The sequence below is a fragment of the Streptomyces sp. NPDC059917 genome (assembly GCF_042730635.1).
Classification (GTDB): domain Bacteria; phylum Actinomycetota; class Actinomycetes; order Streptomycetales; family Streptomycetaceae; genus Streptomyces.
Window position 1 is genome coordinate 16,922 of sequence record NZ_JBHWLC010000051.1, and the last position, 13,507, is coordinate 30,428.

General features: G+C 69.7%; 16 protein-coding genes. 13 read left to right on the forward strand and 3 right to left on the reverse strand.

Translation table 11 applies throughout. The annotated features are described in order from the left end of the window. Positions 1-13 precede the first annotated feature (13 nt). From ACFWAR_RS26295 to ACFWAR_RS26320, 6 genes are all read left to right on the forward strand, one after another. On the forward strand, positions 14-1,117 hold the full coding sequence (locus tag ACFWAR_RS26295) for a LacI family DNA-binding transcriptional regulator (protein WP_385781802.1): 1,104 nt from the start codon (positions 14-16) through the stop codon (positions 1,115-1,117). Beyond that, complete coding sequence (locus ACFWAR_RS26300) at positions 1,114-2,052, forward strand: ribokinase (RefSeq protein WP_385781806.1); 939 nt, start codon at positions 1,114-1,116, stop codon at positions 2,050-2,052. The genes ACFWAR_RS26295 and ACFWAR_RS26300 overlap by 4 nt, the downstream gene beginning before the upstream one ends. Then, positions 2,042-2,431: a D-ribose pyranase gene (gene rbsD, locus ACFWAR_RS26305; RefSeq protein WP_385781808.1), complete on the forward strand. Its 390-nt coding sequence runs from the start codon at positions 2,042-2,044 to the stop codon at positions 2,429-2,431. The genes ACFWAR_RS26300 and rbsD overlap by 11 nt, the downstream gene beginning before the upstream one ends. 174 nt (positions 2,432-2,605) lie before the next feature. Further along, positions 2,606-3,583 carry a sugar ABC transporter substrate-binding protein gene (locus ACFWAR_RS26310; protein ID WP_385781810.1) on the forward strand — a complete coding sequence of 326 codons (978 nt, stop codon included), beginning with the start codon at positions 2,606-2,608 and terminating at the stop codon, positions 3,581-3,583. An 87-nt stretch (positions 3,584-3,670) separates the two neighbouring features. Beyond that, positions 3,671-5,302 (forward strand): sugar ABC transporter ATP-binding protein, encoded by a 1,632-nt coding sequence (locus ACFWAR_RS26315; RefSeq protein ID WP_385781813.1) that lies wholly within the window; start codon positions 3,671-3,673, stop codon positions 5,300-5,302. A 122-nt stretch (positions 5,303-5,424) separates the two neighbouring features. Then, positions 5,425-6,402 carry an ABC transporter permease gene (locus tag ACFWAR_RS26320; protein ID WP_385781816.1) on the forward strand — a complete coding sequence of 326 codons (978 nt, stop codon included), beginning with the start codon at positions 5,425-5,427 and terminating at the stop codon, positions 6,400-6,402. Between the two features lie 165 nt (positions 6,403-6,567). On the opposite strand, the gene ACFWAR_RS26325 is transcribed toward ACFWAR_RS26320, so the two are convergent. Next, entirely contained in the window at positions 6,568-8,247 is a 1,680-nt protein-coding gene (locus ACFWAR_RS26325; RefSeq protein WP_385781819.1) for a CocE/NonD family hydrolase, read from the reverse strand. Positions 8,248-8,377: 130 nt separating this feature from the next. Here ACFWAR_RS26325 and ACFWAR_RS26330 point away from each other — a divergent pair, with 130 nt between their 5' ends. From ACFWAR_RS26330 to ACFWAR_RS26350, 5 genes are all read left to right on the forward strand, one after another. Continuing rightward, entirely contained in the window at positions 8,378-8,806 is a 429-nt protein-coding gene (locus ACFWAR_RS26330) for a hypothetical protein (RefSeq protein WP_385781821.1), read from the forward strand. Between the two features lie 215 nt (positions 8,807-9,021). Then, entirely contained in the window at positions 9,022-9,303 is a 282-nt protein-coding gene (locus ACFWAR_RS26335; protein WP_385781824.1) for a hypothetical protein, read from the forward strand. After that, positions 9,300-9,479: a hypothetical protein gene (locus tag ACFWAR_RS26340; RefSeq protein ID WP_385781826.1), complete on the forward strand. Its 180-nt coding sequence runs from the start codon at positions 9,300-9,302 to the stop codon at positions 9,477-9,479. The genes ACFWAR_RS26335 and ACFWAR_RS26340 overlap by 4 nt, the downstream gene beginning before the upstream one ends. Before the next feature lie 353 nt (positions 9,480-9,832). Continuing rightward, positions 9,833-10,228 (forward strand): hypothetical protein, encoded by a 396-nt coding sequence (locus ACFWAR_RS26345; RefSeq protein WP_385781829.1) that lies wholly within the window; start codon positions 9,833-9,835, stop codon positions 10,226-10,228. 420 nt (positions 10,229-10,648) lie between these two features. Continuing rightward, positions 10,649-10,891: a hypothetical protein gene (locus ACFWAR_RS26350; protein ID WP_385781832.1), complete on the forward strand. Its 243-nt coding sequence runs from the start codon at positions 10,649-10,651 to the stop codon at positions 10,889-10,891. Positions 10,892-10,972: 81 nt separating this feature from the next. On the opposite strand, the gene ACFWAR_RS26355 is transcribed toward ACFWAR_RS26350, so the two are convergent. Next, a complete protein-coding gene (locus tag ACFWAR_RS26355; RefSeq protein ID WP_385781835.1) occupies positions 10,973-11,686 on the reverse strand; it encodes a helix-turn-helix domain-containing protein in 714 nt (237 codons plus the stop codon). A 95-nt stretch (positions 11,687-11,781) separates the two neighbouring features. Next, a complete protein-coding gene (locus tag ACFWAR_RS26360; protein ID WP_385781838.1) occupies positions 11,782-12,096 on the reverse strand; it encodes a tyrosine-type recombinase/integrase in 315 nt (104 codons plus the stop codon). Between the two features lie 352 nt (positions 12,097-12,448). Here ACFWAR_RS26360 and ACFWAR_RS26365 point away from each other — a divergent pair, with 352 nt between their 5' ends. Together ACFWAR_RS26365 and ACFWAR_RS26370 are read left to right on the forward strand one after the other, a co-directional pair. Next, a complete protein-coding gene (locus ACFWAR_RS26365) occupies positions 12,449-12,652 on the forward strand; it encodes a hypothetical protein (RefSeq protein ID WP_385781841.1) in 204 nt (67 codons plus the stop codon). 284 nt (positions 12,653-12,936) lie between these two features. Then, positions 12,937-13,290, forward strand: coding sequence for an Imm51 family immunity protein (locus tag ACFWAR_RS26370; protein ID WP_385781843.1), 354 nt, complete (start codon positions 12,937-12,939; stop codon positions 13,288-13,290). The last annotated feature ends 217 nt before the right edge of the window (positions 13,291-13,507 follow it).

Genomic DNA, 13,507 nt, shown 5'->3' on the forward strand with positions numbered 1-13,507 from the left:
GGGGTTTCGCGGCATGGCGACACGGCAGGACGTGGCACGGCTCGCGGGAACCTCACCCGCGGTGGTCAGCTACGTGCTCAACAACGGGCCCCGTTCGGTGGCGCCCGCGACCAAGGAGCGAGTGCTGGCCGCCGTAAGGGAGTTGGACTACCGGCCCAACGCGGTGGCCCGCTCCCTGCGGATGAGCCAGACGATGACCCTGGGCCTGGTCGTCCCGGACGCGGCGAACCCGTTCTTCGCGGAACTGGCCCGCTCACTGGAGGACCACGCCTGGGCCGCCGGATACACCCTGCTCGTCGGCAACACCGTCGACGATCCGGGCCGCGAGGCGGGCTACATCCGCACCTTCGTCGACCGGCAGGTGGACGGACTGGTACTGATCCCCTCCCAGGGCGACCGGCCCTGGCGGGCGGAGCTGGCCCGGTCCGCGGTGCCCAGCATCGTCTTCGACCGCGAACTGACCGGCGTGGCCGCCTCCCACGTGGTCGTGGACAACGTCGCCGGGGCGCGGGCCGCCACGGAACACCTGCTCGGCCACGGCCGCCGCCGGGTCGGCTGCATCGCGGGCCCGGTCGGCATCCATCCCACCGTGGACCGGGTCGTCGGCTGGCGCGGGGCGCTGGAGGCCGCCGGGATGCGGGCGGGCTCCGGTTCGGGCGGAACCACCGGGTGGGAGGCGTGCCCCGGCGCGGCCCCGCTGCTGCACGGGCAGTTCGGGCGGCCCGACGGCTACCGGTCGGGGCGGGCGCTGCTGTCCGTGGACCGCTCGGTGGACGCCCTGTTCGTCACCTCGGACGAGCAGGCCTTCGGGGTGCTGCGCGCGGCCACGGAACTGGGCATCCGGGTCCCGGACGACCTCGCGCTCGTCTCCTTCGACGGGATCGCCGCCGGGGCGTACACGACCCCGGCCCTGTCGACGATGTGCCAGCCCTTCGACGCCCTCGCGGGAACCGCCGTACGACGGCTGCTCGGGCGGATGAAGGAGCCCGACCAGCCGCCCACCCGGGACGTCCTGCCCGTGTCCCTGCTCGCCCGGGGATCGTGCGGCTGCCCCGACCCCGAGGGCGGCGTACCCGCCGCCCCGACGAAGAGCGACGGAGGAGAACCCCGGCGATGAGTGAACGACTGGTGGTGATCGGCAGCCTGAACATGGACCTGTCGGTCACCGTGCCCCGGCTGCCGAAGCCGGGGGAGACGGTGTCGGGCGCCGACGTGGTGCGCGGCGCCGGGGGCAAAGGAGCCAACCAGGCCGTGGCCGCGGCCCGGCTGGGCGCCGAGGTCCGGATGACCGGGCTCCTCGGCGAGGACACCCTCGGCGGGGAACTGCGGCTCCGGCTCGCCGAGGAGGGGGTCGACGTACGGGGCGTGGTCCAGCTCCCCGGCGTGTCGACGGGGCTCGCGCTGATCGTCGTCCAGCGGGACGGGGAGAACACCATCACCCTGTCTCCCGGCGCCAACCGGCGCCTCGACCCGGCCGCCCTGGACCTGCTGTACGCCGCCACCGCGCCCGCCGGGCCCGGCGAGACCCTGCTGCTCCAGCTGGAGGTGCCGGTGGAGACGGTGCTGGCCGCGGCCCGGTCCGCGCGGGCCGCGGGCGCCCTGACCGTACTGAACGCGGCCCCGCTGCCGCCCGTACCGCTGCCCGGGGCATTGCTCGGGGCGGTGGACGTGCTGGTGGTCAACGAGACGGAAGCCGCCGGTCTGCTGCCCTGCGGACCCCGCCCCGACTGGGCCGCGCACGCCGCGCGGCTGCGCGAGCTGGGCCCCGGGGTGGTGGTCATCACCCTGGGCGCGGCGGGGGCGGTGGCCGCCGGACCGCTGGGGACGGTTTCCGAGCCGGGGCTCCCGGCGGACGCCGTGGACACGGTGGGCGCAGGGGACGCCTTCTGCGCCCAGCTGGCCCTGGCCCTGGGCGCGGGGACCCCGCTCCCACAGGCCCTGCGCCGGTCCTGCGCCGCGGGCTCCCTGGCCACCACCCGGCCGGGCGCGCAGGCGGGCCTGCCGACCCGCGCCGAGGTCGAGGAACTGCTGGAGGCCGTCCATGCGCGCTGAGGGGCTCTGGCATCCGCGGCTGTTGCACCTGATCACCGGCCTCGGACACGGTGACCTCCTGGTCGTCGCCGATCCGGGGCTGCCCGTACCGGCCGGGGTGGAGTGCGTCGACCTGGTCTGGCGGCGCGGAGACCCACCGCTGGGGCCGGTACTGGCCGCGGTGCTGGGCGAGTTGGTCGCCGAACGGGCGACGGTGGCCGAGGAGGCCGCCGCTCCCGCGCTGCTGGCGGTGTTCGGCAGAGAGCTGGCCGGACTGCCGGTCGACCGGGTGCCGCACGCACGGCTCAAGGAACTGGCCGGCGACTCCCGCGCGGTGGTCCGGACCGGGGAGAGCACCCCCTACGCGAACGTCGTCCTGCACGCGGGCGTTCCCTTCTGAACGCCCGATTCCGTCCCACCGCACCTCCTTCGCACCCTCCGCACCCCCCTCACCCACCCCCCTCACCCACCCCCCTTGCACCCCCCTCGCACCTCCTTCGCGCTTCCTGCGTGCCCTTCATTTCCGACCCTTTGGGGAGACGTCGTGATCACCGATCGGAACAGAACATTCCAGATGGCTGCCACCGCCACTGTCACCGTCCTCGCACTGGCCTCGGCGCTCACCGCGTGCGGCCAGGAGGGCGACGGTGCGGGTGCGGCGGGCTCGGGCTCGGGAGCCAAGGCATCCGGCGGCCGTCCCACCGTCTGCCTCGTGATGAAGTCCCTGGGCAACGAGTACTTCCAGGCCATGCAGAAGGGAGCCGAGGACCACGTCGCTCGTCGCGGCGACCTGGTCCTCAAGGCGAGCGGCATCCAGAACGAGACCGATATCGACGGACAGGTCGCCGCCGTCAACAGCTGCATCACCGCCCAGGCCCAGGCCATCGTGGTGGCTCCGGCCGATTCCCGGGCCCTGGTCGCCCCCCTCGGCCGGGCCGTCAAGGCCGGGATCAAGGTGGTCAACATCGACGTGAAGCTCGACGACGGCGCCCTGAAGACCGCGGGTCTGGACATCCCCTTCGTGGGCCCGGACAACACCGAGGGAGCCCGGCTCTCCGGCGAAGCCCTCGGCAAGTCACTGGGCCCGGGAGCCAAGGTGGTGATCCTGGAGGGCAACCCCGGCGCGGCCAACGCCCAGCAGCGCAAGGCCGGATTCGAGGCCGCGGCCCGGACCGCCGGTCTCACGGTCGTGGACTCCAAGACCGCGCACTGGGAGACCGACGAGGCCTACACGGTCGTCGGGAACTGGCTCACCACCCACCCGGAGATCCAGGGTGTGCTCGCCTCGAACGACTCCATGGCCCTCGGCGCGGTCAAGGCGGTGCAGGCCAAGCAGGGGAAGCAGGGCAAGGTCAAGATCGCCTCCTTCGACAACATCGAGGCCATCCGGCCCTACGTGAAGGACGGTTCGGTGGTCGCCACCGTCGACCAGTACGGCGCCCAGCAGGCGGCCGACGGCATCGACGAGGCGATGAAGGCCGTCAAGGGCGAAAAGCCCCAGAGCTGGGTCAAGACGAAGATCACCCTCGTCACCGCCGCAGACCTGGGCTGAGCGATGACGCCCCCAGCGAATCCCCCGGCGGACCCTCCCGTTCCCGATCCCGATCCCGCTCCGGTTCCCCCTCTCGCCCTCCCTCCCGTGCCCCGTTCCGCGGACCCGCGACCGCGCGGCCCGTACGCCGAGCACGCTCCCGTGTTCGAGGCCCGCGGCATCACCCGGAGCTTCCCCGGAGTGATCGCCCTCGCCGGAGTGGACCTCGCGCTGCGCCCCGGCGAGGTCCACGCCCTCCTCGGCGAGAACGGCGCGGGCAAATCCACCCTGGTGCGGATCCTCGGCGGCGTCCAGTCACCCGACGGGGGCGCGATGTTCCTCGAGGGCCGCCCCTACGCCCCCACCTGCACGGCCGACGCGATGCGCACCGGCGTGCAGGTGGTGCACCAGGAGCTGAACCTGCTGCCGAACCTGACCGTCGCCGAGAACCTCTTCTTCCAGCGGCTGCCGCGACGCTTCGGCCTCGTCGACCGGCGCTCCCTGCACCGGCGGGCCGGTGAACTCCTGGAGGAGGTGGGCCTGGACGTGGCACCGGGCACGCCGGTCGAACGCCTCGGGATCGCCCAGATGCAACTGCTCGAGATCGCCCGCACTTTGTGGCAGGACTGCCGGGTGCTGGTGCTGGACGAACCGACGGCCACCCTCACCCCGCGCGAGACCGAGCGGCTGTTCACCCTGTTGCGGCGGCTCACCGCGCGCGGCACGGCCGTCCTCTTCATCTCCCACCACCTGGAGGAGGTGTTCGAGATCTCCGACCGGCTGACGGTGTTCCGGGGCGGCCGCCACGTGACCACCAGGGAACCGGCCGACACGGACACCGCCGAGGTCATCCGGCTGATGGTCGGCCGCGACATGGGGGCGGCGTACCCGCCCCACGTCCCCCGCGAGCCGGGCCCCGAGCTGCTGCGCGCCGAGGGGCTGACCGCCCCCGGCGGCCGGCCCGTCTCCTTCGCGCTGCGCGCGGGCGAAGTCGTGGGCGTGGCGGGGCTCGTGGGATCCGGGCGCACGGAGACCGTGCGCGCCCTCTTCGGCGCCGACCGGGCGGTGGACGGCAGGCTCCTGCTCCGGGGGAAGGAGGTGCGCGTCCGCTCCCCCCGGGACGCGGTGCGCCACGGACTCGGGCTCCTCACCGAGGACCGCAAGGAACAGGGCCTGGTCCTGGACATGTCCCTCGCGGCGAACGTGACGCTCACCGCGACCGGCAAGGTGTCGAGGGGCGGGCTGCTGCGCCGGGGCGAGGAGGACAGGCTGGCCCGGGAGGCGGTGGATTCCCTGTCCGTACGGACCCCGGGCATCCGTACGCCCGTACGCACCCTCTCGGGCGGCAACCAGCAGAAGGTGGTGCTCGCCCGCTGGCTGCTCGCCGGGGCCGACGTACTCATGGTCGACGAACCGACCCGCGGCATCGACGTCGGGGCCCGCTACGAGATCCATCAGCAGCTCGTCGATCTGGCGGCCGCCGGGCGCGCCCTGCTGGTGGTCTCCTCGGACCTGCCCGAACTGATGGGGATCTGCGACCGGATCCTCGTCTTCTCGCGCGGCGGCCTGGCGGGCGAGGTCGCCCGGGCCGACTTCGACAGCTCGCGGATCCTGGCACTGGCCTACTCGGGCTATACGGGGACCGGAGCCGGGAGCGGTTCGACGCCCACATCCGGCCAACTTCCGTCACCCGCAACGGAGTCGACTCTCCGGCCCCTACAGAAAGGCGACACCCCGTGACCGCCCCGACGACCCCGCCCGCCTCCGCATCGGCGTCCCCTTCGCCTTCGCCCTCTCCTCCTCTTCCTCCTCCCTCTTCTCCTTCCCGTCGGGGGACCGGTTCCTCCCTCGCCCGCCAGGTGATGGGGGAGGCCGGGATCGGTGTCGCGCTGCTGGTGCTCGTGGCCGTGTTCGCCCTGGTGGCGCCGAAGTTCGCGACGCAGTCGAACCTGACCCACATCGCCACGGAGATCACCCTCAACACGATGCTCGCGGTCGGGATGACCTTCGTGATCCTGGTCGGCGGCATCGACCTGTCGGTGGGCGCCGTGATGGCCCTGGCGGCCGTGGTCGCCGGTGAGGTGCTGACCTCGGGCGGCTCCACCGCCGTCACGGTGATGCTCGCCGTGCTGGTCGCGGCCGGGACGGGGATGCTCTGCGGGCTGGTGAACGGCTTCGTCTCGGAGCGCTGGCGGGTCCCGTCGTTCATCGTGACCCTGGGCATGCTCAACATGGCCCGGGGCGCGGCCCTGGAGTTCACCGACGCCAAGACCCTCTACGACTTCCCGCCGGGCTTCACCCGCTTCGGTACCTCGACCCTCCTCGGAGTGCCCGCACTCTTCTGGATCGCGCTGCTGATGGTGCTGGTGGGTCATCTGGTGCTCACGCGCACGGTGTTCGGACGGCTGGTCTTCGCGATCGGCGGCAACGAGGAGGCCGTACGGCTCTCCGGACACCGGACGGGCGTCGTGAAGGTGGCCGTGTACGTGATCGCCGGTTTCGCGGTCGGGATCGCGGCGGTCACCTACATGGCGCGACTGTCGATCGCGAGTCCGATCATCGGCAGCGGATACGAGCTGAGCGCGATCGCGGCGGTGGTGATCGGCGGGGCCTCGCTGTCGGGCGGCAAGGGTTCGATGGTGGGGACCCTGCTGGGGGCGTGCCTGCTCGGGGTGCTCACCAACGGGCTGCTGCTGATGGGGGTCTCGGACTTCCAGCGGCAGATCATCACCGGAGCGGTGATCGTCGTGGCGGTGGTCATCGACCACTACCGAGGCCGTCTCGCCGACCGCCTGCGCATGGACCGCGGCGGGCATGCGGCAGCGCAGGCCTCCGCATAGCGCGGCCGGGCAGCGGCGCGCCCTGTCTCGTCGCGGCCGCAACCGCGCGAGTCCCGTCGGATCGGGGACGGCGCCGTGGCCGGGGGCGAGGCAGGTCCGGTCCGCATGTGGCGCGGACCGGACCCGGTGGTGGCGCGGGTGCCCGGTGGGGCGGGCGGGTGGGTGTTACGGCAGGGTGGCGAAGGGGATGTCGATGTAGGACTCGTTGCCCTTGGGGGAGGTGATCTCGAGGGCGGCGGCGATGGTGTTCTCGTCCGCGAAGAACGGGTCGTAGCCGTCGACGACGAGCTGCAACTGGCGGCCCTTGGCGAGGACGTAGTGGGCAGGCTGCAGGCGGAAGGTCACCGTGGCGGCCTGCTGGTCGGTCAGGGTGTAGGGGGCGTGGCTGATGATCGCGGCCCGGCCGGTCGCGGGGTCGCAGTCCAGCAGGTAGGCGGTGAAGGTCGCGTTCCTCGTCTGCGGCCGCACGGTGAGCCGGGCCTCCAGCTCGCCCTGGACGCGCATCGGCCGCTCCAGCGGCGCGGTGGCCCAGACAGCGGCGACGTCCCGCTTGATCTCGGCGGTCTTGTAGACGTGCGGGAGTCCCACGCGCTCGGCCAGGCCGGTCTGGATGAGCTTGGGCGCGACGACGATGCCGGTGTCCGGACCGGATGCCTGGACGGAGCGGGTCCAGCCCGGCTGCGGCTCGCCCTGCGCCAACGGCGCATCCTGCTTCCCGGCGGGTACGTCGCCGAGGTGGAAGCGCTGCTTGGGAAGGGCGTAGTCGGCCCAGTCGTCGTGAGTGAGATCGGACAGCAGGTTGTGCATGTACTCCGAGCGGATGCCGAACTGCGGCTGGGCGCCGTCACCGGCGGTGCCGCCGAGGTGGTGGTCCATCCAGCGGTACGTCATCTCGGTGGGCTTGGAGATGCCGCCGAACAGGCCGGGCAGTTCGCTGTTGCCGTGGTCGCCGATCTGCACCAGCAGCGACTTGGGTCCCTGCAGCTTGGTGAAGAGGTCGATGACGGCGGGCACGGAGAAGATCGTTTCGTGCCAGGAGGTGGTCATCAGGATCGGCAGCTCGCGGTCGTTGTATGCCTTCAGCTGCGCCACCGGCGAGCGGAGCTCGGCGAACTTCCTGACCTCGTCGTCGATGACGTTGCCGCGGATCTTGCTGATGATCCCCTGGAACTCCTCGGAGCAGCGGTCCTCGTGGAACAGGCCCACGAGCGCCTCGAAGGCCTTGATGTGCCGGGTGCCGTTCTCGAACAGCGAGGTGAAGAGGTCGCCCCAGGCGCTGGCACCCGCCACGGCCTTGATCCGCGGGTCCCGCGCCGCCAACAACAGGCTGGTACCCGCGCCGTAGGAGGCGCCGAAGCATCCGATCCGCTCCGGATCGATGCCTGCCTGGCCGGTGAGGAAGTTGAGGATCTCGACTCCGTCGGCGACGTCCTGGGGACCGGCGACCTGGATCTTTCCTTCGGAGCGGGCGAGGCCGCGCTGGCTGTAGGTCAGGACGGCGTAACCGCCCTGCGTCCAGCGCGGGATCGTGCCGATGTAGGCCAGTCGGCCCAAGTCATTTAATGGGGCGGGCATGACGATGGCGGGACAGATCTGCCCCGGCGCGAGGTTGCGCGGCGTGCTGAGCCCGGCATCGATCCGGGTCCCGTCCGCCATGGCGATCTGGAACTCCCGGTACTCGGCGATCTCCGCCTGCATCTCGTAGGTGTCGGCGAGCCCCCACTGGTCGAGCCTGCCGATCCGGCGCGGCGACGGGTCGAGCAGGGCCTCGCGGATCGCCTCCACCTTGGTGACGTCGTCGGGGCTGAACGCGAACGGGCTCTCGGTGGATCCGTTGACCGGCATGGATGTTCCGCCTTCCGGGGCAGTGGTTCTGACGAGATGTCATAGGCATGATCGTTCCGCCGTGATCACTCCCGACAAGCAAACGGAGCCTGTCACTCGAACGAGTGACAGGCGACCGTCGAAACCTCGGATGGAACCCGCCCTGCTCGCCACCGAAGCAGCGGCACACCGTTCAGCGGATTCTGACGCGGCTGCGTCAGGAGTGCGGGTCGAGATCGCCTACTCGGCCGTGTGGGACTACGTATCCCGTCGTCGCCAGGAGATCGCCGAGGCGGCCGGGGCGGCGCCGACGGCGGGGTTCGTGATCCGCCACAACCGGTCGGGCAGGGACGCCGAGGTCGACTTCGGCGAAGCACGAGTGGATGCGGTCGGTGAACGCACGAAGTGCTTCGTGTTCGCGCTGCGTCTCGCCGGATCCGGCACGGCGGTCCACCGGATCACGACATCATGCGGGCAGGAGGCATCCCTGGACGGCCACGTTCATGCCATCCGCGCCTGGGTGGTGTTCCCGGTGGTCAGATCGGCTACGACAGCCTCTCCCCGGCGGTCTCCCGGGTGATCCACAAAAGCCGGTCAAGGGAGGAACATCCTAGGCAGGCTGAGTTCCGGCGGCATTTCGGCTTCACCCCTTTCTACCGCCCTTTCTACCGCGAGTCGGGACTTCGCGGGGCCCATGAGAAGGGCGGGGTCGAAGGCCAGGTCGGCTACTTCCGCCGCAACTAGCTGACTTCGGTTCCGCGGGTCGACTGACTCGACGATCTGAACGCGTCCTTCGTGGAGTTCGAGCGGGCGGAAGAGGGCTGGCGCATCGGGATGATCGCCGTGAGGGTCTGCCGGTATTCCGTTCCGGCCCGGTTCATCGGCCGCACCGTTCGGGTCGTGCTCCGCTCCAGCGACCTGGTCGTCTGTAACGGACGGACCGAGATCGCCGGTCACCCCCGACTCACCGCCAAAGGCGCCCACCGAGCCACCCGTCTTCCCGCAGACCGGCGTCCCCTGCCCACGCTCGAACGCTGGGACCAGCTGCTGAACCAGTCCAGGAAGGCCTCGCCATGACCGGTCCTAACCACTACCTGACCGAGCCCGCAGCCGACGCGGCGATCGACACCTCCTGTCGGGTCGTGCGGCTGCCGACTATGCGGTTCCGGTTTCCCGATCTCGTCGCGCGAGCCGAACGTGAACAGCTCTCCTTCCACGGGTTCCTCACAGAGCTGCTTGATGTCCGAGTGTGAGGACCGGGACCGGCGGCGCAAAGAACGACGCATCCGCGCGGCCGGCTTTCCCCCGGCAGAAGCGGCTCTCCGATTTCGATTGCTCCCCAAACCCCAACGTTGTCCCGGCCGTGATCAAGAACCTCGCCACCTGCGAACGGGCCAAGAAGGGCGAGCCTCTCTGCCTGATCGGGGACTGCGTCGATCCCCTCGCATCGATGAGTGGGCCTATCTCGAACTGGACAGGCGGGGAGCCGAGATGCTGTTCCAGGTTTTGATCGAGAGGGAAGAGAAGAACACACGTTTCTGCGAACCTGTGCCAGACGGCGTCGAAATGGGTTCCGGCAGAAACGCGGATGCTGCATGATCGAACGATGCTGGTTGAACTGGTGAAGGTCGCAAAGTTTCCCTGGAGCCCCTGGCTGGCCCACGTCCGGACGCCGTTCGGCGGGACAGCGGTCCGCTGGTGCGGTGACCAGGCCGCGAAGCCGGGCAAGTACCACGTTGAGTGGACGATCGATGAGGACATCGCCTGGGGGCGGAACGCGAAACCGGCTGTCGGCGTCGGACCGGGAGTCCGACCTGGCGGGCACTGCGTTGTCCTGCGCGGCCGGCTGGACCTCACGGTGGACGGCGCCGCCGTGCTGGACTTCGATGGCTCGCAGATTCTGCTGGACCTTGCCGATTCGCTGCCCGAAGGTGTTGCCGGCACGTGGGTCGAGCTCTTCATAGAGCGCGAAAAGATCGCTCTCTATCCGTACGAACTCTGACCAGAGATCAGTCGATGGCCGCCGCCCACTCTGCCAAGCGGGTCTCATCAATGCGGTCGCAGATAGATCCTGGTGGCCTCGGGGTCCATGTCGAAGGTGGCGGCGACGAGCTTGGGGTCCATGGTGTTGACCAGGTCGAGCAGCCGAGTGCAGCGGTTCATGCGCGGTGGGAAGCCGCAGGCGTTGAGGACGTCACTCACATAGGCGGTGGACGCCCCCGACCGGACTTCGTCTGGCGGGTGACCATCACATGCGGGTTCTCCGCCCTCTGTTCATCGCGGTGGGCGAGGCAGCGTTCCACTGCGCCCAAGACGGCGGATCCAAAGGAACCGGATGCGGACGATCACCGAGCTGAGCGGTCCGGGCGCGAAAATCGAGGTCAACGGCCTGGAGCATTTTGACCTCGTGGCTTGAGGCGCCGTGCAACAGGGCGAGCATTCCCAGCAGGGCCTCGCGCCGGTGGACGGCTGGATCCGTTGTCCATCGGCGGAACAGCAGACGTTGCTGGTCAAGCGTCAGCGTCGTGCCGGTGAAGCCGCGCGGTCCTCGGGCGGTCAGACCACGGGCGGGATCGACGAGGACGATCTTCCGGGATCGCGCGAGGCGGAAAAACTGTCCGAGCACGACCAGCCGACGCTTTCGGGCCTTGGGCGAGCCGGCTAAGAAAGCTGCGAGTCGGCGGCCATGGCCAGAACGCGACCAAGGAAGAAGGTCCGTCCCGAAGAGGCCGCCCGAGGGAAGTGATCATCGTGTAGGCCCGGCCAACGGAGTACTTGCCGGCGAGATCCGTCGTGAAGTCCTGCAGCCAGTCGGGCGGATTGTCGAGTTCGACAATGAGATGTTCGGCCCGGACGAAGGGACGATCGGGATGACGCTGCCAGCAGGCCGAGCACAGTCGGAGCCCTGCGTGCTTCCGTACTCTGCCGCATTGCTCACAGGCCCGGGACGGCTGTTTGTTCTGCCGGGGACGCGAGCAGTGCCCGCACCAGCCGGTGTCCTCCCGCAGATATCCGGGCCGGCTGCAGCGAGGGCATGGATCATACGCGTGAGCAGGTGATGCACCGGCCGGTGTCCGCCTGGAGGGCGCGCTGCTGGCCGTACCGGGGGACAAGCGGCACGGGCCGCGGCTTCCTTCTGTCGGGCGGTGCAGCGGCAGCAGTAGCGCCGGTTGATGAAGCCGACCGTGCTCCGCAGCCGGTGCAGTCGCCCTGTTTGACGCCCACGATGCCGCTCTCTCCAGTTCACAGAGGAGGAGTCGAACGGCCCCCGCGCGGAAACCGCCTTCGATAGGTCGGCGACTGGCCGAGTCGGGGCCGCGGGACGTTCGACGGGGGTGGTGTCGACCTCGAAGAGGTCGTTGGGGGTGCAGTCCATCACGGTGCACGACGCGATCAGAGTGGACATCCTCACCTGGGAGGGCTCTTTGCTGGACAGTGCAGACACCGAGGCGGAGGACACTTGCAGCCCGGCACGTTCGGCCAGCAGCCGCTCCAGCTAAGTGCCGGTCCAGACCTCGCGCTGGGCAGCGGCCATCCGCAGGCGCCATCGGATCTTCACACGGAGCTGTCCCCCTCGGCGGTCAGCTCGCGGAGTGTGGTGGTCACCGCGCAGCGATAGGCATCCTCGATGAACGTCGCGGAGGGACGGGCGTATCTCATGGTTGAGCTGACCGTCCAGTGACCAACGAGCTGGCGGATTGCCACCAAGTCCACACCACGCTCGTAGTGATGGGTCGCGCAGGCCACCCTCAGGGCACGCGGACTGAACCGGTCGGTCGCCGGGCGCCCTTCGAGTTTCAGCAGAGAGCGCAGGCGGTTGCGGATCGGGCCGCGGTGCAGACTGCCGGCGGACTCGTCCGTGCACAGCACCGGGGAGTCGGGACCTCACGCGGACGTCGTCGAGGAACCAGTGCAGAACGAGGTCGAGTCCGTCCAGCATCGGTACCCAGCGCGGCCGGGGCCCGGAGATGCGGGCGTCTTTTGCCGAACTGCACGCGGAGTCCTTCGAACGGTCCCGTGTGAAGTGGTGGTCCGCGCGGTTCAGTAGGGACACCTCTTCCGAGCGCAGGCCGGCGTGATAGGGGGTCCGAGGCATCGCGTAGTCCCGGGCGGCGGGTGCGTACTTGCGGGCGTTGACGATCCGGGTCTTGAGGAAGTCGCAGAACTCAGGCACCCGTTCTGGGGTCGGTAGTGGCAGTTGGGCCGGGGAGTCGTCGCCGACATGCCGGGACGCGTCGAACTCATCGACCGGGCATACCAGGCGGACGCCGAAACCGGATTCGATCTCGACGGCCTCGCGGACCTGCAGGAACCGGTGGAAGCCCTTGAAGATCTGCACAAACTCGCGCCGGGTCGAGGCGGCCCGCCCGGCAAGGGCCAGGTCGCCGGCGACATGGTCGATGTCTCTCGAGCGTCGCCGGGCTGAACCCACAGGCCCGCCACGGGGCGACAAAGGCCTGAACGCAGTCGCGTGGGACTCCCACGGATCGGCGGTCACCGGCTCCAGCAGGACGGCATCACCCTCAACTGGGATGTCACGGGCACACCTTCCTCTCACCTGACTGATCAAGGCATCACCTGGAGAATCCGGGCAGCGCCATGAAGATCGACGAGGACGGCAGAAGATGGATACGGGCCGGTGGCAGAGCCGCTCAGCCCTAAGGGCCACCCGGATCAGTCTCGGAGCACGGCCATCTCTACGATCGCCGCATGACCGATGCATCAGCTCTGGCCCCGTTCCACTTGGACGAAGGCGATGAATCCGACCCCTCCCATTGCCTCTATCTCTTCGAGATGAGCCAGGTTGCCGAGGTCTTCGAGGAGCACGACGCCGAGGGCAACGGTCATGGATGGGAGCGACTGGCGGAGTCGCTGGTCCATTCCCACATGCCCGAAAACGTCAGCAAGCTCCACTTCGGATCAGAGTGCGACCCCTTCGTCGTTACCAGCACCGACCTCACGGCCGTCACGGAGTTGGCCGTCCTCCTGCACTCCGCCTTCCATAGCCGCGAACTTCTCAGCTACTACATTCGGACGGCTGACGCGCGTTTCCTCGACCGATAGAACGCGCGAGTGGGGCCAGCACAGACCGGAACCCGGGGCCATCTCAAGCCGCTCCGGGAGCACCCGATCCCTCCCAATGGCGCCACTTGAGACCGGAAGAGTGGAACCAGAGCGTGGCGCTAGAGCCAACCCGACGCCACTCCTGCCGCTCGGTGTTGAAGAACCGGTAGCTGATCCACTTGGCGATCATCGTGGGTTCCCGGGGGACGCCGAACCG

Excerpts from the sequence above, each read along its gene's own strand:
- ACFWAR_RS26295 (WP_385781802.1), top strand. The coding sequence starts at position 14 with ATGGCGACACGGCAGGACGTGGCACGGCTCGCGGGAACCTCACCCGCG.
- ACFWAR_RS26300 (WP_385781806.1), top strand. The coding sequence starts at position 1,114 with ATGAGTGAACGACTGGTGGTGATCGGCAGCCTGAACATGGACCTGTCG.
- rbsD (WP_385781808.1), top strand. The coding sequence starts at position 2,042 with ATGCGCGCTGAGGGGCTCTGGCATCCGCGGCTGTTGCACCTGATCACC.
- ACFWAR_RS26310 (WP_385781810.1), top strand. The coding sequence starts at position 2,606 with ATGGCTGCCACCGCCACTGTCACCGTCCTCGCACTGGCCTCGGCGCTC.
- ACFWAR_RS26320 (WP_385781816.1), top strand. The coding sequence starts at position 5,425 with ATGGGGGAGGCCGGGATCGGTGTCGCGCTGCTGGTGCTCGTGGCCGTG.
- ACFWAR_RS26325 (WP_385781819.1), bottom strand. The coding sequence starts at position 8,247 with ATGCCGGTCAACGGATCCACCGAGAGCCCGTTCGCGTTCAGCCCCGAC.
- ACFWAR_RS26330 (WP_385781821.1), top strand. The coding sequence starts at position 8,378 with ATGGAACCCGCCCTGCTCGCCACCGAAGCAGCGGCACACCGTTCAGCG.
- ACFWAR_RS26340 (WP_385781826.1), top strand. The coding sequence starts at position 9,300 with ATGACCGGTCCTAACCACTACCTGACCGAGCCCGCAGCCGACGCGGCG.
- ACFWAR_RS26345 (WP_385781829.1), top strand. The coding sequence starts at position 9,833 with ATGCTGGTTGAACTGGTGAAGGTCGCAAAGTTTCCCTGGAGCCCCTGG.
- ACFWAR_RS26365 (WP_385781841.1), top strand. The coding sequence starts at position 12,449 with ATGCCGGGACGCGTCGAACTCATCGACCGGGCATACCAGGCGGACGCC.
- ACFWAR_RS26370 (WP_385781843.1), top strand. The coding sequence starts at position 12,937 with ATGACCGATGCATCAGCTCTGGCCCCGTTCCACTTGGACGAAGGCGAT.